The 22,016-nt window shown below is 72.0% G+C and carries 26 protein-coding genes; 8 read left to right on the top strand and 18 right to left on the bottom strand.

Annotated elements, in window-relative coordinates:
* Positions 1-62 precede the first annotated feature (62 nt).
* Both OG455_RS25280 and OG455_RS25275 read left to right on the top strand, forming a co-directional pair.
* Positions 63-1,313, top strand: a complete 1,251-nt coding sequence (locus OG455_RS25280; RefSeq protein ID WP_266297373.1) for a PTS transporter subunit EIIC — start codon at positions 63-65, stop codon at positions 1,311-1,313.
* Positions 1,314-1,518: 205 nt separating this feature from the next.
* Positions 1,519-2,775, top strand: coding sequence for a PTS transporter subunit EIIC (locus tag OG455_RS25275; RefSeq protein WP_266297371.1), 1,257 nt, complete (start codon positions 1,519-1,521; stop codon positions 2,773-2,775).
* 153 nt (positions 2,776-2,928) lie between these two features.
* Here the strand turns inward: OG455_RS25275 and OG455_RS25270 are convergent, their stop codons facing one another.
* Complete coding sequence (locus OG455_RS25270) at positions 2,929-3,675, bottom strand: MBL fold metallo-hydrolase (protein WP_266297367.1); 747 nt, start codon at positions 3,673-3,675, stop codon at positions 2,929-2,931.
* A 226-nt stretch (positions 3,676-3,901) separates the two neighbouring features.
* Positions 3,902-4,102 (bottom strand): MerR family transcriptional regulator, encoded by a 201-nt coding sequence (locus OG455_RS25265; protein ID WP_266297365.1) that lies wholly within the window; start codon positions 4,100-4,102, stop codon positions 3,902-3,904.
* A 232-nt stretch (positions 4,103-4,334) separates the two neighbouring features.
* Here OG455_RS25265 and OG455_RS25260 point away from each other — a divergent pair, with 232 nt between their 5' ends.
* Positions 4,335-4,928 (top strand): type II toxin-antitoxin system PemK/MazF family toxin, encoded by a 594-nt coding sequence (locus OG455_RS25260; RefSeq protein ID WP_323185573.1) that lies wholly within the window; start codon positions 4,335-4,337, stop codon positions 4,926-4,928.
* A gap of 175 nt (positions 4,929-5,103) precedes the next feature.
* Here OG455_RS25260 and OG455_RS25255 read toward each other — a convergent pair whose 3' ends face one another.
* The 6 genes from OG455_RS25255 to clpS all read right to left on the bottom strand — a co-directional run bounded on the left by OG455_RS25255 (position 5,104) and on the right by clpS (position 8,293).
* On the bottom strand, positions 5,104-6,072 hold the full coding sequence (locus OG455_RS25255; RefSeq protein WP_266297363.1) for a PLP-dependent cysteine synthase family protein: 969 nt from the start codon (positions 6,070-6,072) through the stop codon (positions 5,104-5,106).
* Positions 6,072-6,350 carry a MoaD/ThiS family protein gene (locus OG455_RS25250; RefSeq protein WP_266297361.1) on the bottom strand — a complete coding sequence of 93 codons (279 nt, stop codon included), beginning with the start codon at positions 6,348-6,350 and terminating at the stop codon, positions 6,072-6,074. The genes OG455_RS25255 and OG455_RS25250 overlap by 1 nt, the downstream gene beginning before the upstream one ends.
* A gap of 127 nt (positions 6,351-6,477) precedes the next feature.
* Positions 6,478-6,582, bottom strand: coding sequence for a putative leader peptide (locus tag OG455_RS42120; RefSeq protein WP_323185572.1), 105 nt, complete (start codon positions 6,580-6,582; stop codon positions 6,478-6,480).
* Positions 6,583-6,711: 129 nt separating this feature from the next.
* Positions 6,712-7,143, bottom strand: a complete 432-nt coding sequence (locus OG455_RS25245) for a M67 family metallopeptidase (RefSeq protein WP_266297359.1) — start codon at positions 7,141-7,143, stop codon at positions 6,712-6,714.
* Between the two features lie 180 nt (positions 7,144-7,323).
* Positions 7,324-7,908, bottom strand: a complete 585-nt coding sequence (locus OG455_RS25240) for a DUF2017 domain-containing protein (protein WP_266297357.1) — start codon at positions 7,906-7,908, stop codon at positions 7,324-7,326.
* Between the two features lie 91 nt (positions 7,909-7,999).
* Positions 8,000-8,293 (bottom strand): ATP-dependent Clp protease adapter ClpS, encoded by a 294-nt coding sequence (gene clpS, locus OG455_RS25235; protein ID WP_035848862.1) that lies wholly within the window; start codon positions 8,291-8,293, stop codon positions 8,000-8,002.
* Positions 8,294-8,490: 197 nt separating this feature from the next.
* Here clpS and OG455_RS25230 point away from each other — a divergent pair, with 197 nt between their 5' ends.
* Entirely contained in the window at positions 8,491-9,846 is a 1,356-nt protein-coding gene (locus OG455_RS25230; protein ID WP_266297350.1) for a nicotinate phosphoribosyltransferase, read from the top strand.
* Between the two features lie 109 nt (positions 9,847-9,955).
* Positions 9,956-10,543 (top strand): isochorismatase family protein, encoded by a 588-nt coding sequence (locus OG455_RS25225; protein ID WP_266297347.1) that lies wholly within the window; start codon positions 9,956-9,958, stop codon positions 10,541-10,543.
* A gap of 118 nt (positions 10,544-10,661) precedes the next feature.
* Here the strand turns inward: OG455_RS25225 and OG455_RS25220 are convergent, their stop codons facing one another.
* The gene (locus tag OG455_RS25220; protein ID WP_266297345.1) at positions 10,662-11,747 is read right to left on the bottom strand and encodes a hypothetical protein; all 1,086 of its coding nucleotides are present in this window, start codon (positions 11,745-11,747) and stop codon (positions 10,662-10,664) included.
* A 104-nt stretch (positions 11,748-11,851) separates the two neighbouring features.
* Positions 11,852-12,181 carry a hypothetical protein gene (locus OG455_RS25215; protein ID WP_266297343.1) on the bottom strand — a complete coding sequence of 110 codons (330 nt, stop codon included), beginning with the start codon at positions 12,179-12,181 and terminating at the stop codon, positions 11,852-11,854.
* On the opposite strand from OG455_RS25215, the gene OG455_RS25210 reads away from it, so the two are divergent.
* Together OG455_RS25210 and OG455_RS25205 are read left to right on the top strand one after the other, a co-directional pair.
* Positions 12,168-12,650, top strand: a complete 483-nt coding sequence (locus OG455_RS25210; protein ID WP_266297341.1) for a hypothetical protein — start codon at positions 12,168-12,170, stop codon at positions 12,648-12,650. The genes OG455_RS25215 and OG455_RS25210 overlap by 14 nt on opposite strands.
* A 110-nt stretch (positions 12,651-12,760) precedes the next feature.
* Positions 12,761-13,063, top strand: coding sequence for a hypothetical protein (locus OG455_RS25205; RefSeq protein ID WP_266297339.1), 303 nt, complete (start codon positions 12,761-12,763; stop codon positions 13,061-13,063).
* Positions 13,064-13,235: 172 nt separating this feature from the next.
* Here OG455_RS25205 and OG455_RS25200 read toward each other — a convergent pair whose 3' ends face one another.
* Together OG455_RS25200 and OG455_RS25195 are read right to left on the bottom strand one after the other, a co-directional pair.
* Positions 13,236-13,550: a helix-turn-helix domain-containing protein gene (locus OG455_RS25200; RefSeq protein WP_266297337.1), complete on the bottom strand. Its 315-nt coding sequence runs from the start codon at positions 13,548-13,550 to the stop codon at positions 13,236-13,238.
* Positions 13,551-13,654: 104 nt separating this feature from the next.
* Positions 13,655-14,050 (bottom strand): glyoxalase, encoded by a 396-nt coding sequence (locus tag OG455_RS25195; protein WP_266297334.1) that lies wholly within the window; start codon positions 14,048-14,050, stop codon positions 13,655-13,657.
* A 98-nt stretch (positions 14,051-14,148) separates the two neighbouring features.
* Between OG455_RS25195 and OG455_RS25190 the strand changes: the two genes are divergently transcribed.
* The gene (locus OG455_RS25190) at positions 14,149-14,892 is read left to right on the top strand and encodes a DUF402 domain-containing protein (RefSeq protein ID WP_266297332.1); all 744 of its coding nucleotides are present in this window, start codon (positions 14,149-14,151) and stop codon (positions 14,890-14,892) included.
* A 57-nt stretch (positions 14,893-14,949) separates the two neighbouring features.
* Here the strand turns inward: OG455_RS25190 and OG455_RS25185 are convergent, their stop codons facing one another.
* From OG455_RS25185 to OG455_RS25160, 6 genes are all read right to left on the bottom strand, one after another.
* Entirely contained in the window at positions 14,950-16,263 is a 1,314-nt protein-coding gene (locus OG455_RS25185) for a S8 family serine peptidase (RefSeq protein ID WP_266297330.1), read from the bottom strand.
* Between the two features lie 71 nt (positions 16,264-16,334).
* Complete coding sequence (locus OG455_RS25180) at positions 16,335-17,867, bottom strand: hypothetical protein (RefSeq protein WP_266297328.1); 1,533 nt, start codon at positions 17,865-17,867, stop codon at positions 16,335-16,337.
* Between the two features lie 34 nt (positions 17,868-17,901).
* Complete coding sequence (locus OG455_RS25175; RefSeq protein WP_266297326.1) at positions 17,902-18,666, bottom strand: DUF2563 family protein; 765 nt, start codon at positions 18,664-18,666, stop codon at positions 17,902-17,904.
* Positions 18,667-18,768: 102 nt separating this feature from the next.
* A complete protein-coding gene (locus OG455_RS25170; RefSeq protein WP_266297324.1) occupies positions 18,769-19,482 on the bottom strand; it encodes an endonuclease V in 714 nt (237 codons plus the stop codon).
* A gap of 170 nt (positions 19,483-19,652) precedes the next feature.
* Positions 19,653-20,423: an RDD family protein gene (locus OG455_RS25165; RefSeq protein WP_266297321.1), complete on the bottom strand. Its 771-nt coding sequence runs from the start codon at positions 20,421-20,423 to the stop codon at positions 19,653-19,655.
* Positions 20,424-20,501: 78 nt separating this feature from the next.
* Positions 20,502-21,887 (bottom strand): RDD family protein, encoded by a 1,386-nt coding sequence (locus OG455_RS25160; protein ID WP_266297319.1) that lies wholly within the window; start codon positions 21,885-21,887, stop codon positions 20,502-20,504.
* Between the last annotated feature and the right edge of the window lie 129 nt (positions 21,888-22,016).

Here is a 22,016-nt window from a genome sequence, read left to right as displayed (position 1 = left end):
AGACCACTTTGGTCTGCGCCGGCCGACCGGGCACCGCCGCCCGCCATCCGCGAAGGAATCCCATGAGTACGACGACCGCGCCCGCGGTGGCCCCGCCCGCCAAGAAGCCGGGCGCCGGCCTGCTGCAGGGCCTGCAGAAGATCGGCCGCAGCCTGCAGCTCCCGGTGGCGGTGCTGCCCGCGGCCGGCATCCTGCTCCGGTTGGGGCAGGACGACGTCTTCGGCAAGGACGGCCTGGGCTGGAACAAGGTGGCCGCCGTCTTCGCCACCGCGGGTGACGCGGTCTTCGGCAACCTGGCCCTGCTCTTCTGCGTCGGTGTGGCGATCGGCTTCGCGAAGAAGGCGGACGGCTCCACGGCGCTGGCGGCCCTGGTCGGCTACCTGGTCTTCCACAACGTGCTGACCGTCTTCCCGGTGGCCGGCAGCGTCACCGCCGCACTGCCCGCCGGCAAGCCGCAGGACCCAGGGGTCTTCGGCGGCATCGTGGTCGGCCTGCTGAGCGCGCTGATCTGGCAGCGCTACCACCGCACCAAGCTGGTGGACTGGCTCGGCTTCTTCAACGGCCGCCGCCTGGTGCCGATCCTGATGGCCTTCGTCGGCACCCTGCTCGGCATCGCCTTCGGCCTGGCCTGGGCACCCATCGGCACCGGCCTGACCCACGCGAGCGACTGGCTGGTGGGCCTCGGCTCGGCCGGTGCGGGCATCTACGGGGTGGCCAACCGGCTGCTGATCCCGATCGGCATGCACCAGTTCCTGAACACCTTCTTCCAGCAGCAGGTCGGCAGCTTCACCGACGCCACCGGCAAGGTCTGGACCGGCGACATCCCGCGCTTCTTCCACGGCGATCCGACCGCCGGCCAGTTCATGTCCGGTTTCTTCCCGATCATGATGTTCGGCCTGCCCGCCGCCGCCCTCGCGATCGCGCACTGCGCCCGACCCGAGCGCCGCAAGGCCGTCACCGGAATGATGGTCTCGGTCGCGCTGACCAGCTTCATCACCGGCGTCACCGAGCCGATCGAGTTCTCCTTCATGTTCATCGCGCCGGTGCTCTACGGCATCCACGCGCTGCTCACCGGCCTCTCGATGGCGGTCACCTGGGGGCTCGGGGTGCACGACGGGTTCAGCTTCTCGGCCGGCCTGATCGACTACCTGCTGAACTGGAACCTGGCCACCAAACCCTGGCTGATCCTCCCGATCGGCGCCGTCTTCGCGGTGCTCTACTACACGCTCTTCCGATTCGCGATCATCAGGTTCAACCTGCCCACCCCGGGCCGCGAGCCGGAGGACGAGATCGAGGACGTCACCAAGGCGTGACCCCAGGTGAACGCACTGGAAGATCGTTAATCCTCAACAAGGTTTCGATTTCATAGCGCTTCCCACCTGCGAGGCAGCCTGGCCTTCCGACCCCCCTCAGGGCGTGCTACAAACTGGTCTACACCACTAGTGGTGTAGACCAGTTCGCGTATCGGCCCCGCGGCCGCACCCCGCCCGGTACGCCCTGCCGTGAGGAACCACCCCCATGAGTACGACAGCACAGGCGCCGGCGCCCGCCGGGCCCTCGCCCCTCAAGCAGTTCGGGCAGAACGCCCTGCAGAGCCTGCAGAAGGTCGGCCGCAGCCTCCAGCTGCCGATCGCCGTGCTGCCGGCCGCCGGCATCCTGCTGCGCCTGGGGCAGCCCGACGTGCAGGAGAAGCTGCACCTGCCGGCCAAGCTGGTCGCCACCTTCGCCGCCGCCGGGTCCGCGGTGTTCGACAACATGCCGTTGCTCTTCTGCGTCGGCATCGCCATCGGCCTGGCCAAGAAGGCGGACGGCTCCACCGCGCTGGCCGCGCTGGTCGGCTACCTGGTCTTCCACAACGTGCTGACCGTCTTCCCGATGCACGGCACCGTCACCGCCGCGAACCCGGCCGGCACCCCGCAGAACCCGGGCGTGCTCGGCGGTGTGGTCATCGGCCTGCTCACCGCGACCCTGTGGCAGCGCTACCACCGCACCAAGCTGCCCGACTGGCTCGGCTTCTTCAACGGCCGCCGCCTGGTGCCGCTCATCATGGCCTTCGTCGGCACGTTCCTCGGCATCGCCTTCGGCCTGGCCTGGGGCCCGGTCGGCGACGCGCTGAACAGCTTCAGCAACTGGGCGATCGGCCTGGGAGCGCTCGGTTCCGGCATCTTCGGCCTGATCAACCGCGGGCTGCTGCCGGTGGGTATGCACCAGTTCGCCAACACCTTCTTCTGGCAGCAGGCCGGCACCTTCCACGCCGCCGGCGGCAAGCTGGTCCAGGGCGACCTGAACCGCTTCTTCGCCGGTGACCCGCACGCCGGCCAGTTCATGTCCGGCTTCTTCCCGGTGATGATGTTCGGCCTGCCCGCCGCCGCGCTGGCCATCGCGCACTGCGCCCGCCCCGAGCGCCGCAAGGCCGTCCTCGGCATGATGATGTCGCTGGCCCTGACCTCCTTCATGACCGGCATCACCGAGCCGATCGAGTTCTCCTTCCTCTTCATCGCCCCGGTGCTCTACGGCATCCACGCGCTGCTCACCGCGCTGTCGATGATGGTCACCTGGGCGCTGGGCGTGCACGACGGCTTCACCTTCTCGGCCGGTGCCATCGACTACGTCTTCAACTGGCACTTCGCCACCAAGCCGTGGCTGATCATCCCGATCGGCCTGGTCTTCGGTGTGATCTACTACGTGGTCTTCCGCTTCGCGATCACCAAGTTCAACATCATGACCCCGGGCCGCGAGCCCGACGAGGAGATCGAGGACGTCACCAAGGCGTGATCCGCCGTACCTGAGCGCACGCGCGAGAGGGGCACCGGCCGCGGCCGGTGCCCCTCTCGCGCGTGCGCGCCCGGGAGCGGTACGAATGGCGGATCCGGGCCGAGGGCTGCCAGCTCTCGCGCGTGCGCGCCCTGGGCGCGGACGCGGGAGGTGTCAGACCTCGTAGACCGCGCCGGCCTTGGCCAGCTCGACCGGGCCCTGGTAGGCGGCCTCGGCGTCGCGCAGGTTGCGCTGCGGATCGGTCCACGGCGGGATGTGGGTGAGCACCAGGCGGCGGGCCCGGGCGGCGGCGGCGTGCTCGCCTGCCTCGCGGCCGTTGAGGTGGATCGCCCGGTAGGTCTCCCGGCCGTCGGTGTAGGCGGCCTCGCAGAGGAAGAGGTCGGTGTCCCGGGCCAGCTCGACCAGCTCCGGACTCTCCCCGGTGTCGCCGGAGTAGACCAGCGAGCGGTCGCCGTGCTCGATCCGGAAGGCGTAGGCCTCCACCGGGTGGTTGACCTGAACGGCGGTGACGCTCAGCGGACCCAGCGCGAAGCGGCCGGGGGTGAGGGTGTGGAAGTCGAAGACCTCGGTCATCCCGGGGCGCTCCGGCATGTCGTACGCGCGGGCCAGGCGACCGGGCGTGTCCCGCGGGCCGTAGACGGGCAGCGGGTCGGGGCAGCCCTCCTGGCGGTAGTTGCGGGCCACCCAGTAGGCGCACAGGTCGATGCAGTGGTCGGCGTGCAGGTGGCTGAGCGCGACGGCGTCCACCTCGTAGAGGCCGACGTGGTTCTGCAGGGCGCCGAGCGCACCGTTGCCGAGGTCGATGACGAGGCGGTAGCCGTCGGCCTCGACCAGGTAGCTGGAGCAGGGCGATTCGGGCGACGGGAAGCTGCCCGAGCACCCCACCACAGTCAGTTTCATCCGAGCCCCTCCGCCGGATCCAGGTCCCCGCGCACACCGATTACCGCCGGGTCACACCGGCGGGTAGCTGCAGCGGTCGCGTGTCGAGGGTAAGGGCGGAGCGGCACTTTGCCCCCGTCCCCGTGCCGGGCTGTGGCTGGAATCACCAGAACGGGGCGGCGTGGGGACGGGCCCGCGCGCTCGGGTCACGCGCGGGCCCGGGACGGCTTCCGAACGGGCGGTGCGGTCAGCGGTGGCCGGGGCGGCGGCGGGCCCAGGCCCGGATGGTCTCGGCGTACCAGCGCGGGTGACCGCCCTGGTCGACGAAGGCGGGATCGGGCAGCAGCCCGTGCCGGCGGTAGTTGCGGACGGTGTCGGTCTGGACGCCGATATGGCGGGCGATCTCGGCGTAGGACCACACTTCGCCGCTGCTCTGCTGGCTGCTCATCTGGCGCCACCTCCGGGTGTGCCGAGGGCCGGCCTCCGGCTCGCGCGGGCACGGGAGGTCCGAGGTCGGCCGGCTGGCCGGACCGGTCGGCTGGACCGGTCGCTGATGCGTGACCAGCCTTTCCGGCGGGGCGCCGGTGGGGTGTGCGCGGCGGGCTCCGTAGTCGTTCCGTGACAGAGCGGGAGCAGCGAACGGATAAATCGTCAACTGTCACAGCCGGTACGGTCAGCACATGATTCACTCGCATGGCGTCCCGGCGATCCTGATCGTGCTGGTCGTCCTCGGCGCACTGGGCCTGCTGGGCGGCTTCGGCGCCGCAGCCGGACGTCGCCGCCGCGGCGGCCGACGTCCGCCGACCCGGAACCGTCGCCCGGGCGGCACCGCACCGCGCCCGCGCCGACCGGACCGGCCCGCGAAGCCGGGCGCGCGGACGGACGGGCCGCAGGGCGGACGCACGCGGGGCGGCCGGACGCAGGTCGGCGACGCGCGGGGCGGCGGGCCGCGGACCGGTGCCGGCGGGCCTGCGGCGCAGGAGATCTGGTGGGCGGAGGTCCCGTTCGAGGACGGGCCGGGCAGCAAGGACCGGCCCTGCCTGGTACTCCGGCTCAACGGGCGCACCGCCACGGTCGCGAAGATCACCAGCAAGCACCACGCGGAGCTGCCCGGCGTGTTCGCCCTGCCACCTGGCGCGGTCGGTGACCCGCAGGGGCGGACCAGTTGGCTGGAGACGGACGAACTGCGCGAGGTGCCGCTGACCGCGTTCCGGCGGCGGGTCGGGCCGGTGGACGCGCAGACCTGGGCGCGGGTGCAGAGGGCGGTGCGGTGAGCGGGGGCGGGTGGCTGCTGACGGGTGACGGGCGTCAGCCGACGTCTGGCAAATGACGGCTGACGGCTGACGGCTGACGAGAATCGGCTGGCGAATGACGGCTGACAGAATCTGAAATCTGTCAGCCGTCATTCGCCAGCCGTCATCCCAACCCCGACGCCGACCCCGACGACCATCAAGCCCAGAGCTGCCCCTGCAACAACTCGACCGCGTCCTCCGTGCTGGCGGCGGTGTAGATCCCGGTGGAGAGGTACTTCCACCCGCCGTCCGGCACGACGAAGACGATGTCCGCACGCTCGCCGGCCTCGGCGGCGCGCCGGCCGACGCCGATCGCGGCATGCAGGATCGCGCCGGTCGAGACACCCGCGAAGATGCCCTCCTCGGCCAGGAGTTCACGGGTGCGGCGGACGGAGTCGGCCGAGCCGACGCTGAACCGCGTGCTGAGCACGTCGGCGTCGTACAGCTCGGGCACGAAGCCCTCGTCCAGGTTGCGCAGCCCGTAGACCAGGTCGTCGTAGCGCGGCTCGGCGGCGACGATCTGCACGCCGGGCACCTTCTCGCGCAGGTAGCGGCCGACGCCCATCAGGGTCCCGGTGGTGCCCAGGCCCGCGACGAAGTGGGTCACCCCGGGCAGGTCGGCCAGGATCTCCGGACCGGTGCCGGCGTAGTGCGCGCCCGCGTTGTCCGGGTTGCCGTACTGGTAGAGCATCACCCAGTCGGGGTGCTCGGCGGCCAGTTCCTTGGCCACCCGCACCGCGGTGTTCGACCCGCCGGCCGCGGGCGAGGAGATGATCTCCGCGCCCCACATCCGGAGCAGTTCGCGCCGCTCCTCGCTGGTGTTCTCCGGCATCACGCAGACCATCCGGTAGCCCTTGAGCTTGGCCGCCATGGCGAGCGAGATGCCGGTGTTCCCGCTGGTCGGCTCCAGCACGGTGCACCCCGGGGTGAGGCGGCCGGCCGCCTCGGCCCGCTCGATCATGTGCAGCGCCGGACGGTCCTTGATCGAGCCGGTCGGGTTGCGGTCCTCCAGCTTCGCCCAGAGCGTGACCAGGCCCTCCGCGTTGCCGGGCACGGCGGCGGAGAGCCGGGGCAGTCGCACCAACGGGGTGTTGCCGACGGCTTCGAGCGGGCTGTCGTAACGCATTACTCGGCGCCGCCGGCCACCGCCGGGAGGATGGTGACGCTGTCGCCGTCCTTGATGCCGGTGGTGATGCCCTCCAGGAAGCGGACGTCCTCGTCGTTCAGGTAGACGTTGACGAAGCGGCGAAGGTCGCCCTTGTCCAGCAGCCGGTCGGCGATGCCCGGGTGGCGGACATCGAGGTCGGCGATGAGCTCCTGAAGGTTGCTCCCGCTGCCCTCGACGGCCTTGGCGCCGTCGGTGTAGGTACGGAGGATGGTGGGGATGCGGACCTCGATGGCCATGGCTGCGCTCCTGGACAGGTGGTGGTGGGGCCGCGGGCGCGCGGCAGGGGCGGTACTGGCTTCGTGACGGGCGATCGGTGACGGGCGAGGGCGCTGGCGCGCGGCTCGCCGGCCGGGCGGGCAGGACTCAGGCGTCGGGACAGATCGCCGCGGCATGCCGGCACAGGTCGATGTGCAGGCGCGCCACGAGGCGGATGCCCGGGGCCTGGAAGCTCACATCGACGGAACGCATGGGCTCATCGTATAGATTCCCGCCCCGGATCCTCCATGCCCGTCTCGCAGGTCGGATGCTTTCGTGTCGACCTGTGAGATGTGCCCCATGGCCCCGCCCACCGCCCCTCAGCCGTGCCCGGTGTGCCGGTCAGGCGGCCGGGGTGTCGAGCACCTCGACGTCTTCCTCCGTGATCACGCCATCCACGATGCGGAACGAGCGGAACTGGAACGGGTCGCCCTCGCCGGTGCCCTCGGCGGTGGAGACGAGCACGTAGTGGGCGTTCGGCTCGGAGGCGTAGCTGACGTCGGTGCGCGACGGGTAGGCCTCGGTGGCGGTGTGCGAGTGGTAGATGACCACCGGCTCCTCGTCCCGGTCGTCCATCTCCCGGTAGAGCTTGAACAGGTCCGCCGAGTCGAACTCGTAGAAGGTGGGCGAACGAGCCGCGTTCAGCATCGGGATGAAGCGCTCCGGGCGGCCGCTGCCGACCGGACCCGCGACGACCCCGCAGGCCTCGTCCGGGTGGTCGGCGCGCGCGTGGGCGACGATCGCGTCGTGCAGCTCTCGGGTGATGGTCAGCATGCGGCCAGGATAGGGCCCGGCCAGGCGGCGCCCGGGCCGCTGTCCGCTCCCTGGTCGCCGCGCTGGACACCGACCGCGACAGAGCCGGTCGCCACCCGCGACGCGGCGGACCCACCCCGGCACGGACCACCCGGCACGGACCACCCCGGGACAGGCCTCGCCAGGGCGGGCCGCCCCGGGTCAGCCCGCCATCGCCTCCAGCAGCGACTCCTGCATCGCCCCCAGCCAGAGGTAGGCCATCACCAGCGGCTTGCGCTCGTCGGCGTCCGGCAGGTCGTACAGCCCCTGCTCGTCCTCCTCGGTGACCTCCAGTCGCACGCCGAGCGTGAGCCGCAGGTCGTTGAGCGCACCCAGCCACCGCGGGCACTCCTGGGCGGCGGGCCGCAGCACCCCGCCGCCGTCCCCCAGGGTGTCCAGCGAACGGATCACCAGCAGCGCGTCCTCGCGCTTGCGGGTGCGCAGGTCCGGCTCGGTGTAGCGGCGGAACTCACCGGCCGCCGCCTTGGTCCCGGCGTCCGCCGCCTGCCCCGGCTCGCCGTAGGCGTCGGGGAAGAGCCTAGCCACCGCGGGGTCGCTGGGCGCCTCGGTCGGCCCCTCGGCGAAGAGTGCGGCGAGCGGGTCGGTGTCGGCACCGGGTGCGGCCCCCGGGCCGGGCCCGATCAGCTCCAGCATCTGCACCTCGAGGGAGCGGAGGATGGCGGCCTCCACCTCCTCCAGCGCGATCGCCGCGCTGCCGTCGCGGGTCCGCTCGAACAACCCAGCCATCGTCAGGTAACCGTCCGGTTCTCGTAGGTGTCGGTGGGTCGGGCGGCCTGCGCTGCCGACCGACGGGTGCTCAGCTGACCGGCCGCGCCGGTCAGTCGTGCTGCAGCGTGGCCCACAGGCCGTAGCCGTGCATGGCCTGGACGTCCCGCTCCATCTCCTCGCGGGTCCCGCTGGAGACCACCGCGCGACCACGGGTGTGGACGTCCATCATCAGCTTGCGGGCCTTCTCCTTCGGGTAGCCGAAGTAGGCCTGGAAGACGTAGAGGACATAGCTCATCAGATTGACCGGATCGTTGTGGACGATGGTCACCCACGGAGTGTCCGGCTCTGCCACCGGGAGGCTCTCGGCCTCGGGGCGTTCGATCTCGGCCGGCGCGACACTCACGACTGGCTCTCCTCACCGGGGGTGGCTCGACGGGGACCGGGCATGGCCCGGCACGGCTCCTCTGACCTCCCATGCTGCCATCCGGGGGACCTCGGAGCGATTCCGACCCGGCCGCCGCGCGCGAGCCGGCATCCTCCGCGGAACTCACCGGACCAGAAATCGTCAAACTGACGCTAAGTGGTAGTAGCATCATCCGCATGGACGCCCAGGCAATCGCGGCGGCACGCTCCGCCCTGCCCACCTCGCCGGCAGCCGGCTCGACCGCGCTGCTCACCGACCGCTACGAGCTGACCATGCTGCAGGCCGCGCTGCGCAGCGGCGCGGCGCACCGCCGCTCGGTCTTCGAGGTCTTCACCCGGCGCCTGCCCGAGGGCCGCCGCTACGGCGTGCTGGCCGGCACCGGCCGGGTGCTGGACGCGGTGGAGAACTTCCGCTTCACCACCGCGCAACTGGACTGGCTGGCCGACCAGCGGGTGGTCGACGAGCCGACGCTGCGCTGGCTGGCCGACTACCGCTTCCGCGGCGACATCCACGGCTACCCGGAGGGTGAGGTCTACTTCCCCGGCTCGCCGCTGCTCACCGTGGAGGGCACCTTCGCCGAGGCGGTGATCCTGGAGACGGTGATCCTCTCCATCCTCAACTTCGACTCCGCGATCGCCGCCGCGGCCTCCCGGATGACGGCCGCCGCAGGGGAGCGGCCGTGCATCGAGATGGGCGCCCGCCGGGCCCACGAGAGCGCCGCCGTCGCCGCCGCGCGGGCGGCCTACATCGCTGGCTTCGCCGCCACCTCCGATCTGGAGGCCGGCTTCACCCACGGGATCCCGACCACCGGCACCGCCGCACACGCCTTCACCCTGCTGCACGACAGCGAACGGGACGCGTTCACCGCGCAGCTCGCCTCGATGGGCACCGGCACCACCCTGCTGGTGGACACCTACGACCTGGCCGAGGCGGTGCGCACCGCCGTCGAGGTGGCCGGCCCCGAGCTCGGCGCGGTGCGGATCGACTCCGGTGACCTGACCCTGCTCGCCCACCGGGTCCGCCGCCAGCTGGACGAGCTGGGCGCCGAGCGGACCCGGATCATCGTCACCTCCGACCTCGACGAGTACGCGATCGCCGCGCTCGCCGCCGCCCCGGTGGACGGCTACGGGGTCGGCACCAGCCTGGTCACCGGCAGCGGGCACCCGACCTGCGCGATGGTCTACAAGCTGGTCGCCCGGGCCGGCTCGACCGACCCCGGCGCCCCGCTGGTGCCGGTGGCCAAGCGCTCGGCGGGTGCCAAGTCCAGTGTGGGCGGGCGCAAGTGGGCCGCCCGGCGACCGGACGCGGAGGGCGTGGCGCAGGCCGAGGTGGTGGGCACCGGGCCGCTGCCGCAGGAGCTGGCGCCGTACACGCTGCACGTCCCGCTGGTGCGCGGGGGCGAGGTGGTCGGGCGCGAGCCGCTGACCGCCGCTCGCGAACGGCACCTGCGGGCCAGGGCCGCGCTGCCGCTGTCGGCGACCCAGCTCTCCAAGGGCGACCCGGTGCTCGCCACCGAGTTGCTGGTGCACTGACCGGGGCCCGGACGCCACCGGCGCCGGCCCTTCCGCCCCTCACCGACACTCCCTAGAGTGGCCACGCTCCACTCCCCTCCCCCACCGACCGCCAGCGAGGAAGCCAGCCATGCAACGGGCCCTGATCGTCATCGATGTGCAGAACGACTTCTGCGAGGGCGGCAGCCTCCCCGTCGCCGGCGGTGCCGAGGTGGCGGCCGCGATCACCGAGCTGATCGCCACCGCCCGGGGCGAGTACAGCCACGTGCTGGCGACCCGCGACCACCACCACGATCCGGGCGCGCACTTCTCCGCCGACCCCGACTTCGTGGACAGCTGGCCGCCGCACTGCGTGGCCGGGACGGAGGGGGTCGGCTTCCACCCCAACTTCGCGCCCTCGGTGACCTCCGGTGCGATCGAGGCGGTCTTCGACAAGGGCGCCCACGCGGCCGCGTACAGCGGCTTCGAGGGCTTCGACGAGAACGGCCGCACACTGGCCGAGTGGCTGCGGGAGCGGGGCGTCGAGGCGGTGGACCTGGTCGGCATCGCCACCGACCACTGCGTACGGGCCACGGCGCTGGACGCCGTGCGGGAGGGCTTCGCCACCCGGGTGCTACTGGACCTGACGGCCGGTGTGGCGCCGGCGACCACGGCCGCCGCGCTCGACCGGCTGCGTGAGGCCGGGGTGGAGCTGATCGGGGCCCCGGTCCTGGGGTGAGGGGATGGCGGGTGGCGGGGTGACGGGGCGGGTCTCTGGGACCGGGAGTTCGCGGGCGGGCTTGGGGGCTCAGGGCTTGCGGGCTCAGGGCTCAGGGCTTGCGGGCTTGCGCCTTCGGTCAGCCCTCCGTGAGCATCAGCTCCACCACGTCCGCGCCGCCGGCCAGGAAGGCCTGCCGCAACTCCTCGGTCACGGCCGCCGGCTCGGCGGCGACCCGGGCGGCGGCGAGGTAGACCACCCGCACCCCGAGGTACTCCATCCGGTGCTGGCCGGCCCGCACCCAGGCCTGCTCGCCCTCGCTGACGCAGCGCAGCTCGGAGTCCACCTCCACGGCCACCCCCGCCTGCGGCCAGTACAGGTCGGGGACCGCGACGAAGGTACCGCCGCGCATCCGCAACTCCGGCCCGACCAGCGGCTCCGGCAGCAGCTCGGCGGCGGCCAGTTCGACGATCCCGCCGAGCGCCGACTCCCGCTCCGCGGCGAGCAGTTCGTCCAGTGCGGCACGGATCCTGGGCACCTCGAGCAGCTGCGCCTCGCGCAGCTCGGCGGTCAGCTCGGCGGGCGTGCAGGCCGGGCGACCGCCGGCGGCGGTGACCGCGACCGCCTCCCGCAGCACCGAGCGCAGCGCACGCGGCCCGAGCACCACCCGTTCCGCGGCCACCTCCGGCCCGCCCCGCGAGCCACTGCCCGAGCCGCCGTCCTCGGTGCGGCCCAGCCACTCGCGCAGCGCGTCCGCCACCGCCCTGGCCACCGGCGCGCAGGCCAGTCCGTGCACCTCGCTGGCCACCAGCTCACGGGCGGTGCGCTGGATCCGCACCTCGCCCGCGTCCCGCAGGCGGCGCTGTCGGGGCACCAGCACCTGCACCCCGGTGACGGCGGGCAGCCGCGGCACCGCGCTGAAGCCGTAGAGCGCGAGAGCGGCCGCTCCGGTGATCAGCGCGCCCTCGCGGCTGCCCGCCTCGCGCCCGTTCTGCGCCGCGTAGAGCAGGGCCGCCCACATCCGCTGCTCGGGCGTCGGGGCCCCGGTCTGCAGCAGGTAGACCCGCGGCAGCAAACGTTGCCAGGGTCCGCCGCGCCGGCAGTGTTCGCTGACCACCCGGGAGGGAACTCCCCGTGCGCGCAGCTGACTTGCGGTGATCACGTTCTGCTGGCAGCGGGCCAGCTCTTCCAGCGAGGGAACCGGGGAGGGGATCTGGTAGCTCATGCGACAACCCTCCCCTGTCACCCGGTCGCCTCATCCATAACCTGACGCACCGTTACGGAACCGTCGTCAAACCGGGACAGCCCTGCACTAAAGTCGCCATACCCTCACTCAAACGGAGTAATCATAATCAATCGGCTTGCAGATTGCTTCAACAGATGCTTCATCAGGCGGTCGTCGTGCGCCATGACGAGCGCCATGACATCCGTCATGCGGGATGGATGACCCGATCCCCCTGGTCCGGATCTCGCCCCGCCCGGCACAATTGTGACCACCGGCAGGGCGGACCGCGCGAGGCCGGACGAACCGGGGGAGCCCACCATGCTGAAGGCCGCGATCAGGAACGTGTTCAGGACCGTCTCCCGGAGCACCGCCGAAGAACCCACCGCCGAGGCGGGAACAGCAGGGACGGGAGCGGAAGCGGTGACCGCGACCAAGCCCAAGGGGCTCGCCGCCGTCACCGAGCCGATCGACGAGCTGCGGCTGCCGGTCTGGTTCTTCGGCTTCGAGGCCGTCTTCGCCAGCGCCTTCGACCTGTTCAAGGCCTTCCCGGTGGTCCTGCCGTTCCTCGGCCTGCTGGTGGCGGTCAACATCGCCGTCTCGCTGACCATGATGCGCAAGCGCCTGCGGCTGGCCAAGGCGCTGTGGCGCGGCAAGGAGACCCGCAAGGTCGCCTTCGGCCTGCTGGCACTGCGGCTCGGCAGCCACTTCGTGCTCAACGCCGTCGGCGTCACGGTCACCTCCACCGGCGCCCACCTCGCCTACGCGGTGCTGATGGGCGCCATCACCGTCGGCCTGCTCGCCTTCACCCAGCGCACCGCGCTGCGGGCCCTGGAGAACTCCCGGGCGAACGCCACGACCGCCCTCGCGACCCCGGCGGCGACGGCGGCCCCCCTCGCGCTCTGAGCCTGCGCCCGGGGTCGACCGGGCCCCGGAGAGCCACTGTGATCCGGGCCACTGCCCCGGAGCGCTCCCCTCGGACGAAGCGGCCCGCGGGCATTGCCTACCATCGGGGCATGCCATATGACGAGACATCAGGTCTGAGCGCGGCGCAGCTGCGCCTGGGCCGGCTACCCGGATACGTCCGGCAGCCCGACCCCGCCCGCCGTGCCGGCGAGCGGGGTTCGACGTACAAGAAGGGCTGGGAGGTCCGCTTCACCGCGCGCAGCGAGGCGGAGATAGCGGAGATCCGCGAACTGCTCGTCGCGGCCGGGTTCGCGCCCGCCCGTCCGTTCTTCAAAGGTCAGCAACTGATCCAACCGGTGTACGGCATGGCCGTGGTGCGGACCTACCTGGAAGCCCGCGAACTGATCGCCTGACCACGGCCTCCGGCGCAGCACCCGCCACCCGAGCCACCGGCTCCACCCGAGCCGCCTCGCTCCACCGGCGCCCGTTGCTCCGCGGGTGCCGCGCTGCACCGCCTCGCACCCCGGATCTCGCACGTCGCACCTCGCACCCCGCACGTCGCACCTCGCACCACCAGCACGAGCTCTACCCAGCCGCCTCCGCGCGAGCCCGGGCGGCATCCACCTGGCCCAGGTGCTCCCTGGCCCACGCACAGACGGCATCCATCGGACCGAAGAGCGAGTGGCCCAGCGCGGTCAGCTCGTACTCCACGCGGGGCGGGTTCTCCTCGAACTCGGTCCGGGTCAGCAGCCCGTCCCGCTCCAGCGCGCGCAGCGACTGCGCCAGCACCTTGGCCGTGATCCCGCGCAGCGGCACCTTGAGTTCGGAGAACCGCCGCGGCCCGGCCTCCAGGCAGCGCAGGATCAGCCAGCTCCACTTGTCGCCGACCTTGAACGGCATCGGCCGGTCCAGGCACGCGGGGTGCCCCCGGCCGGACACCTGGGGCGACCCGAACAGGTCCGGTGGCAGCGGAGCCGGCGGCGCCGGTGCGAACGTCCCCCCGCTCATGCCTGGTCAGCGCCCGGACGCGGCGCCATGAACTCCAGCCGGTTGCCGAACTTGTCGAAAGCGTAGAACCGGTCGTAGCCAGGGAACTCGTCGTCCCACCGCACCGGATGCCCGTGCGCCTCCAGCCGCTCGGCCAGCGCGCGCAGCCCGTTCACCAGGATCCCGGGGTGCGCCTTGCGGGCCGGTGCGAAGTCCTGCTCGACCCCGAGGTGCACCTCGAGCCCGCCGCCGCGGAACCAGCAGCCACCCCGGGCCGCGAGAGCCGGCGGCTTGACCAGTTCGGTCATGCCCAGCGCCTCGCCCCAGAACTCACGGCAGAGCGCCTCACCGCCCTCGGGGATGGCGAGTTGGACGTGGTGCAGGCCGGCGAAAAAGTCATTGGCTACGGTCATACGGTGACACTACCTGCGGGTATATGGATTGTCAGGAGCTCTAGAATCCAAGATCACCGAGGCAAAGCGGGTCACCGAGCCGGAGGACGGACGCACACATGGCACTCGAACCGGGCCGGATCCTGGACTGGCACTTCTCGTTCGGCGGGCAGTTGATCAGCGTCTGCCCGGTCCGCGTGGTCGTCGACACCCCCGAGGCGCTGGTCCTCTGGCTGGCCGCCCGCACCCCGTGCTGGGAGGCCCGCCTCCCCGGCGGCCGCCACATCCGGGACCTCGATCCGGCCGAACGCCCGCCCGGCGGATACCCCTTGGCCCCCGACCTGTCCCGCCCCGGCCCCGCCCTGATCCACCAACCGCACGGCGCCGGACACGCCGTCTGGTGGGTCTTCGACCACAAGCGCCGTTTCAAGCGCTGGTACGTGAACCTGGAGGAGCGCACCAGACAGGACCACCGGATCCTGGTCACCGACCTGGAACTCGACCTGGTGGTGGCCGCCGACCGCAGCTGGCAGTGGAAGGACGAGGAGTCGTTCCGCCGGAAGACCGGCCTGCCCGGCTATTGGACCGCCCAACAGGCCGCCACGGCACGGGCCGAGGGGGAAAGAGTGGCCGCCCTGGTGGAGGCCGCGGCGTTCCCGTTCGACGGCACCTGGTGCGACTACACGCCGCCCGCCGACTGGACGCTGCCGCCCCTCCCCGCCCCACCCGTGGGCGCGCTGCTCACGGACGCGCTGCTCACGGACGGAGTGACGAGCCCTGCTCCCCCTGCCGCCGGGCGCTCCCAGGCGTGGCCGCCACGCTGGTGGCCCGCCCCGCGCCCTGGCCGCGAGCGCCGCCGCTGAGGAACGGCGCGGGACTTCGGGCGCGCGCACCACGGGACGGAGCGGTCGGGGGCAGCCTCAGGCCCGGGGGTCCCGGGGGTGCTCGGGGTACTGGGGGTGGTCAGGGTACTGGGGACGGTCGGGGTACTGGGGAGGCTGGGGGTGCTGGTACTGCTGAGGCTGGTACGGGTGCTGAGGCGGGTAGGACTGCTGGGGCGGGAGCGGGTAGGCGGCCGGAGCCGGCTCGGGTCGGCGGCCCGCACGGCGGAGCAGGAAGACCACCCCGAGCACGACCAGCACGAGCACCCCGCCGCCCGCACCGTACAACCAGCCGGGCGTCCCACCACCGCTCCCCCCGCCGGCCGCCTGGGGTACCACCACCGGAGAAGACGTGTCCGGCGCACCCTGCGACTCGACCCGGCTGAGCAGCGGGTTGTCCTTCGGCCCGTTGTCCACAGCCGGATTGGGCGCCAGGGACTTCGAGGGCGAGGCGATCCCGTAGCCGTAGTGGTCGTTGGGTACCTTGCTGTGGTCCGGCGGCGCCGCAGCGCTGGTGATCATGCGTCGGATCACCTGGCCGGCTGAAAGGGCTGGGTACTTGGACCGGACGAGGGCCGCGATGGCGGAGACGTAGGCGGTGGCGTCGGAGGTGCCGGTGGCGTAGCGGTAGTCAGTGGTCGACTTGTTGCCCGCACTGTAGATGCCGACACCAGGTGCGGCGAGGGTCAGCTCGGGCCCGTAGTTGGAGTGGTCCCAGATGTTGCCCTGCCGATCGATCGCCCCCACCGCGACCACACCGGGGAAAGCTGCGGGGTAGGAGACAACGGAGCCGAGGTTTCCAGCTCCAGCGACCATGACTACATCGTGCGCCACCGCGTAGGCCACTGCGGCTCGATCATCCGGGCTGGTTCGCATTGAGCCCGCGAAGGACATATTGATTACCTTCGCGCCATGATCGACTGCATAGCGAAGTGCATCTGGAAACCGGAAGTCTGGGCCGGCCTGAACATCCCCAACACTCTCAAGGCTGACCCGCACCGGGAGAACTTTGGCCTTCGGCGCTAGCCCCATCACACCAGCCTGATCTCCGTGCCCATGGCCTGCGATCAGACTGGCCATTCCAGTGCCGTGACCGTCATTGTCTACTCGGCCGTCTGTCTGGTCTCCCGAGAAGTCAGCACCCGGCAAGATCTGACCGATCAGATCCTGCTGATCAGGATCAACTCCGGTGTCAATCACTGCAACCGTCACACCATCGCCCTGGCTGATCGGCCACACGTCGCTCGTCGCCTTGTACGCCTGCAACGCCCACTGCTGATCGCGAATGTTGTCCGCGAAGGCCGGCCCTGCGGCCAGACCCCACACCAACGCCCCCGCGGCGAGGACGGCCATCCCCCGCACCGGCCGACTGCTCGCCACTACCGGTCACCCCATTCCTCAGAACTGTCACCCCGGACGGTGACTCATTCCACCACGTCAGGGTTGACGGACTCATCCGCCATCCAGGTCTCCTCGTCTTCCACCAGATAGTCGGCGCGCTTGCCCGCCTTCCGCTTCTTGCGTCGAGCCTCCTGCGTCTCACCTGGCAGGAACCCGGGCCCGCGCTCCGCCTCTTCCGCGCCCGACTCGGCCGGCACCCGGCCGCGTGCACCCAGGCCGGTGCCTCCCTCGGTGAACGCCTGACGAGGCCCACCGGCCGCGCGACCTGGCGCCGACTCACCTTCGCCGATCACGCCATCGCCGACCGATCGCGCCGCGCCACCACGGACATAGCCACCCGACCGAGAGCCGACCGACGTACCGTCACCGGCGCCCTCGCCCAGCGGGCCGCCACGGGCGAAGCCTGCGGCACGACCGGTGACGGACCGCTCCGCGCCTTCGCCGCCGGTGAAAACGGGCTCGCCAGTACCCAGGCCGGCCCCGCGGGCGGGCTCCGCCTCTCCGGCAGAGCTCCGGGCGTCCATCGCGAAGGGCCGTCCAACAGTGCTGCCGAAGCCCAATGGCAACGAGCCGCCGCTGGCCGGGCTGCCACCGACCGCGCCTCCGGGGACACCCATGCCACCCGCCACCGGCGGCCTCGAGCTCATGACGCCGATGCCGTCCAGCCCGGTGCCGCTGCCCAGGTTGTGCGATGGGGCAGGGGGAACCGGAGCGGTCGACGAACCCAGGGCCGGGCGCACTTCGTGCGCACCCACCGGTGTGTCCGCTCCGACTGCGACAGACCTCGGCGGCCTGGGCGTCGGGTTCGCGACGCCGCCCCGGATGCCGGAATCGGTGGGTGTGGCCAGTGTGACGGCCTGCGTACGCGGAGCCGCCACTGCTGGGGCACTGGGACTGTCCGTCACCCGCGCAACCACCTGCGCGTTTGCGGGTGCGGTCACATAGCCGCCGACAGCGCCCAGACCGGAACCCATGACGAACGCGGCCAGCGCCGCTGACGGGCTTGGGTCAGGAGGTTGAACGTCCGGATCATCAATGTTGTTGATTGGCGGCGGCTTCAGCACCGGTGTCGCCGTCCGGTACTTGTTCGCCAAGGTCTGCATCACCGCGACAGCCTCGGCCTTCTTCTGGTCCTTGACAGGCACCTGAGTGCTGTCGTCGTCGATCCCCACCGCGTTCTGCGCCGTGTCGGAGATCGCGTTGCCGACCTGGGACCAGAAGCCGGGCTCCTCGGGCATGTCGTGCTTGGCCTGGTCGATCGCCTCGGACATCATCTGCAGCGTGTTTGCCGCGTCGTTGGCGTACGCCGCCGTGTTGTTGACGCTGTTGGCCAGCTTGGTCATCTTGCCGTAGAAGGCGTCGCTGCTGGTGCCCTGCCAGCCGTCGGTCGCGGTGCCGGACGCCTTGTCCAGCGCGGTGCGGATCTGCTTCAGGGTGTCCGCGGCCCGGCGCCAGGGGTCACTGGCCGACATCACGTCGCCGGAGTTCAGGGCCTGGACCATCTTCCGCAGGGCGGAGTGGCTGTACGTGTTGAAGTCGGTGATGTCCGAAGTCATGATCACTCACCTCCTGTCACGTGAACGGTTGTCCTCACCATGTGGGTTGCTCCACCACGCGGCCGGTCGTCCCGTCGTCCTCCGGCGTTGTCGCGCTTCCGGGCCGGGCGGAGTTCCCGTTCGCCGATCCGTCGGGCGCGCCGCCCCCCGGGACCACTGCGCCAGGCACCACAGGTGCCCCGCCCGACGGGGTCCCCTCACCCGGCGCTCCGTCAACGGGTGCTCCCCCAACCGGCACTCCCCCAACCGGCAAGCCGCTCGCGGGCACCTCCGCCGCCTGGTCCACCGGCTGCCCCGTCACCGGTGTGCCCTGCCGACCCGCCTTCCGCCCGCCGGACGTGGCTGCCTTCCGGCCCACCGCGGCACCGGTGGCCGCACCCGCGGCGGCAGCACCGTAGGTCGCGGCCGGGGAGGAGGTGGCGAGCGTGCCGACCGACCAGCCGTCCGAGGAGACCCGGAGACTGCGTGCGGTGTCGTGCTCCTGCTCCTCGTAGTTGGTGGCGGTCAGGTCGGCCTTGCTCTGGGCGTCGTCGATCGCCTCCTGCAGTGCGGTCAGCACATCGCGCAGGCCGTCGCGCATCAAGTCGTACTGGTCGTGCAAGGCCTTCGCCTCGGCGAACTGGCCGAACGAACCGCTGCCCACGCCGGTCCTGGCATGGGTCGTGGGTCCGTCCGCGCTCTGCTGGAACTCCGCCAGCAGGCCGCGTACCTGGCCGGCGAAAGCTCGCAGGCTGTCCACCTCGACCTGATAGCCCGACCCGGCCCCTGCCCCCGCACCGCTGCTGCCCTTGTCGGCCACGGTTCGCGCCTCCCCGTCGTGTTCCCGTCAGCCCTGACCGGGCCCAGCCTCCCAAGTATTCAACTCAACGCCAACCCCCCGTGTCCAACAGCTGCCTCCCTGTCAGGAGGCCGCCAGGGTACGGCGGCAGAGCGAGTCCGCCTGCCTGGTGGTCTCCGGCAGCCGGTAGCGCGGCGTGAGGGCAAGGACACAGGCGACCGCCTCGGACAGCCCGATCCGGTGACCCACCGACACGAAGACCGGCTTCACCCCTACGCGGGTTCGCACCGCACGGCCGACCTCCTCACCGGTCTCCTGGTCGAGCAGCGGGGTCCAGCGGCCGCGCTCGGCGGCCGGGTCCTGGTGGGTGAAGGTGAACGGGGTCTTGGCGACACCCAGCGTGCGCAGGCCGGTCAACACGCCGAGGTGGCTAGCCAGTCCCAGACGGCGCGGGTGGGCCAGGCCGTAGCCGTCGCAGACCACCAGGTCGGGCCGCTGCCGCAGGCCGGCCAGGGCGTCGACCACGGCGGGGAGTTCCCGGAAGGCCAGCAGGCCGGGCAGGTAGGGGAAGGCGACCGGACCCACGGCGGTGGCCTGCTCGACCACCTCCAGGGTGGCGAGGTCGAGCAGCACGGCCGCGGCGGCCACGGTGTTCCGCTCGTCGTCGTACGCCACGTCGACGCCCGCCACGAGCGACCCCGGGGCGGGGGCGGCCCCGTGCGGCTCGACCAGCGGGCGCAGCCGCCGCTGCTCGGCGAGCGCCGCCTCCTCGGTCCGAGGCCAACCCGCCAGGTCGACGGGCGCCAGGCCGCCCGTCACGCCCCTCACACGCGTCACGCCCCTCGCGTCCATCGCGCTCTCGGACACGCTCACTCACTCCCCCGGGCCGGTACCGACATCGCGGACCACGCTACCGACCCCGCCCGCCCGACCCGCACTGGCCGCCCCAACAGCACCAACAGCACCAACAGCACCAGCACTCCGTGCCCCGCCCAGCGCGTCGGGCCTCAGCGCGTGGTGACCGCCACCGTCTTCGCCGCCTTGTCGTGCAGGCACTGGCGGTAGGGCTTGTCGAAGACGCCGAACATGCCGTTGACCACCCACCAGAGCCCGCAGCAGAGCACCGCGGGGAGCGTGTAGACAGCGGCGCGGGTCCAGGCGGCGGAGGTGGTGGGGCTGCTGCCGTCCGCCAGCATCGCGACCCGGACGTTCATCACCTTCTTGCCGAGGGTCTGGCCGTCGCGCGAGAACATCACGCCCTCGTAGACCAGGTAGAGGGCGTAGAACACCCAGACACCGTCGGTCCAGCCGTCCCGGTTGGAGAAGCCGGTGAAGGGCAGCACCACCACGAACGCGACCACCTGGATGAGCAGGTAGTCGATCACCCGGGCCAGGATGCGGTGCGGCCAACTGCCGATGGGCGGCATCCCGGGGACGGGGCCGACACCGCCGTACGGCGACCCGCTCGGCGCACCACCGTACGGGTTACCCCCGTACGGACTGCCGTCGTACGGGCTCCCACCCCCTTGGCCACCTCCATGGCCGCCGCCTTGACCGGCCCCTTGACCGGCCCCTTGACCGCCGCTCTGGCCGCCGCTCTGGCCGCCGCCGAACGGGGCACCGCTGTACGGCCCGGCGCCGTACGTGTTGGTGCCGTACGGGGAGTCGGCCGGCGGCGGGGTGCCCTGGGGCGGCTGGTCCGACTGCGGCGGCTGCTTGTCGAAGGAGGGCTTGCCGCCCCCTTCCGGCTCAGGGTTCGAGGGGTCGTAGCTGCTCATACGAAGAGTAGATCACTACAAATCGTATCTTCTGCGACTATTTGAGCCGTTTTGCTGACGCTCCGCCGGAAACGCTCCTCAGGCCTTGACGACCCTGGTGCGCGCCGCCCGGTCCGGCCAGCCGAGCCGCCGTTGACGGTCGGCCAGCGGCACGAGCGGTCCCAGCACCGTCAGCACCGTCAGCTGGCCGACCAGCCAACGGACCAACGCGCGCCCGAACCCGAGCGGACGAACACCGCGCCCCGGCGCCGCCTCCGCGCCGGCCACCACCCGGACCCCGGCCAGTCGCTTGCCGAGGGTGCGGCCGGTCCGGGCGGTGGGGAGCACCTCGTAGGCGAAGCCGACCAGCAGCAGCACGCCGAGCAGCAGGGCGGCCCGCCCCAGCACGGTTCCGTCGATCAACCAGACCTGGACCTCACGGCCCGTCACGTGGCTGGCGGACCGGGCCTGGTCGAGCTTCTGCTGCAGGTACGCCGTCGTACTCGTGACGAGGGGTACGGCGACCGCGGCGACCACGGCCCCGACCGCCACCAGGTCCACCAGCCGGGCTGCCAGGCGCCGCCCGAGCCCGGCGGTCACCAGCGGGGTGGGGGCCGCCGGACGCGCCACGCGGGCGGGGGTACGAGCGGGCGACCGCACAGCCGTGGGCGCCCCGGTCGGCGACGCGGAAGTCGACCCACCCGACTTCCGCGGCCGCACAGCAGGAAGTGGCGCGCCACTCGGCACCGGAAGCCGCCCGGAGCCGGACAGCACGGGTGCCTGTGCGGGCGCCTGCACGGGCCTGGAGGCCACCGCGTGCACCGGCACCGGCACCTGTACCTGCACCGGCACCGGCGCCTGCACCGGAGTGGGCGCGAGCGCGCCTGACGGCGGCGCAGGGACGGCGGTGGGCTCCACCGCCGCCACCCACGCGGCCTCCGGCGCGTCTACGGCGCCCGCGGCCTCCGCCACCTCCCCGGGTGCCCCCCAGGACACCCAGCGCGCCACCTCCCCGGTCTCCAGCAGTCCGCGCTGCTCCTGTGGGTCCACCTGCCAGCGGCCGGGTGCGGTCGACTCCTCGGGCGCCATCATGAAGACGGCCCCTGCCGACGTCTGGTCCAGGAAGACCGGTCCGGTCTCCACCAGCGGCGACGGCTCCGGCTCCAACCGCTCCCGTCCTACCGGCTCGAACGCCCCCGACTCGAGCACCGACGCCTGCGGCCCCATCGGCCCCATCGGCCCCATCGGTCTCGCCGGAACGGACGGCGGCGGGATGTAGCGCGCGTTGGGCCGCACGGCGGGGCGGCCCGCGAACGCCGGCGCCACCAGCACCTCGCCGTCGGCGGGAGCGGGACGGCTGGTCCCGGGCACCCAGGTGCCGCCGTTCCAGTAGCGGACGAAGCCCGGCACCGACGGGTCCGGGTAGTAACCGGGCGCGGGGGCCCCGGCGGTGTCCGTGCTGGCGACCAACGGCTGGTCCGACATGCAGATCTACTCCCCTGTGGGCCTCCGGCGGGGCGCACGCCACGTCGCCGGGCAGTCACAAAGGGTAGTACTTCCACGCCGATCGCGGCGGAACCTGTGGATAACCGGGACAGCCAGGTGACCGACCCG

It is taken from the genome of Kitasatospora sp. NBC_01287 (assembly GCF_026340565.1).
In the GTDB taxonomy this organism is placed as follows: Bacteria; Actinomycetota; Actinomycetes; order Streptomycetales; family Streptomycetaceae; genus Kitasatospora.
This window is presented reverse-complemented; position numbering and strand designations above follow the sequence as displayed.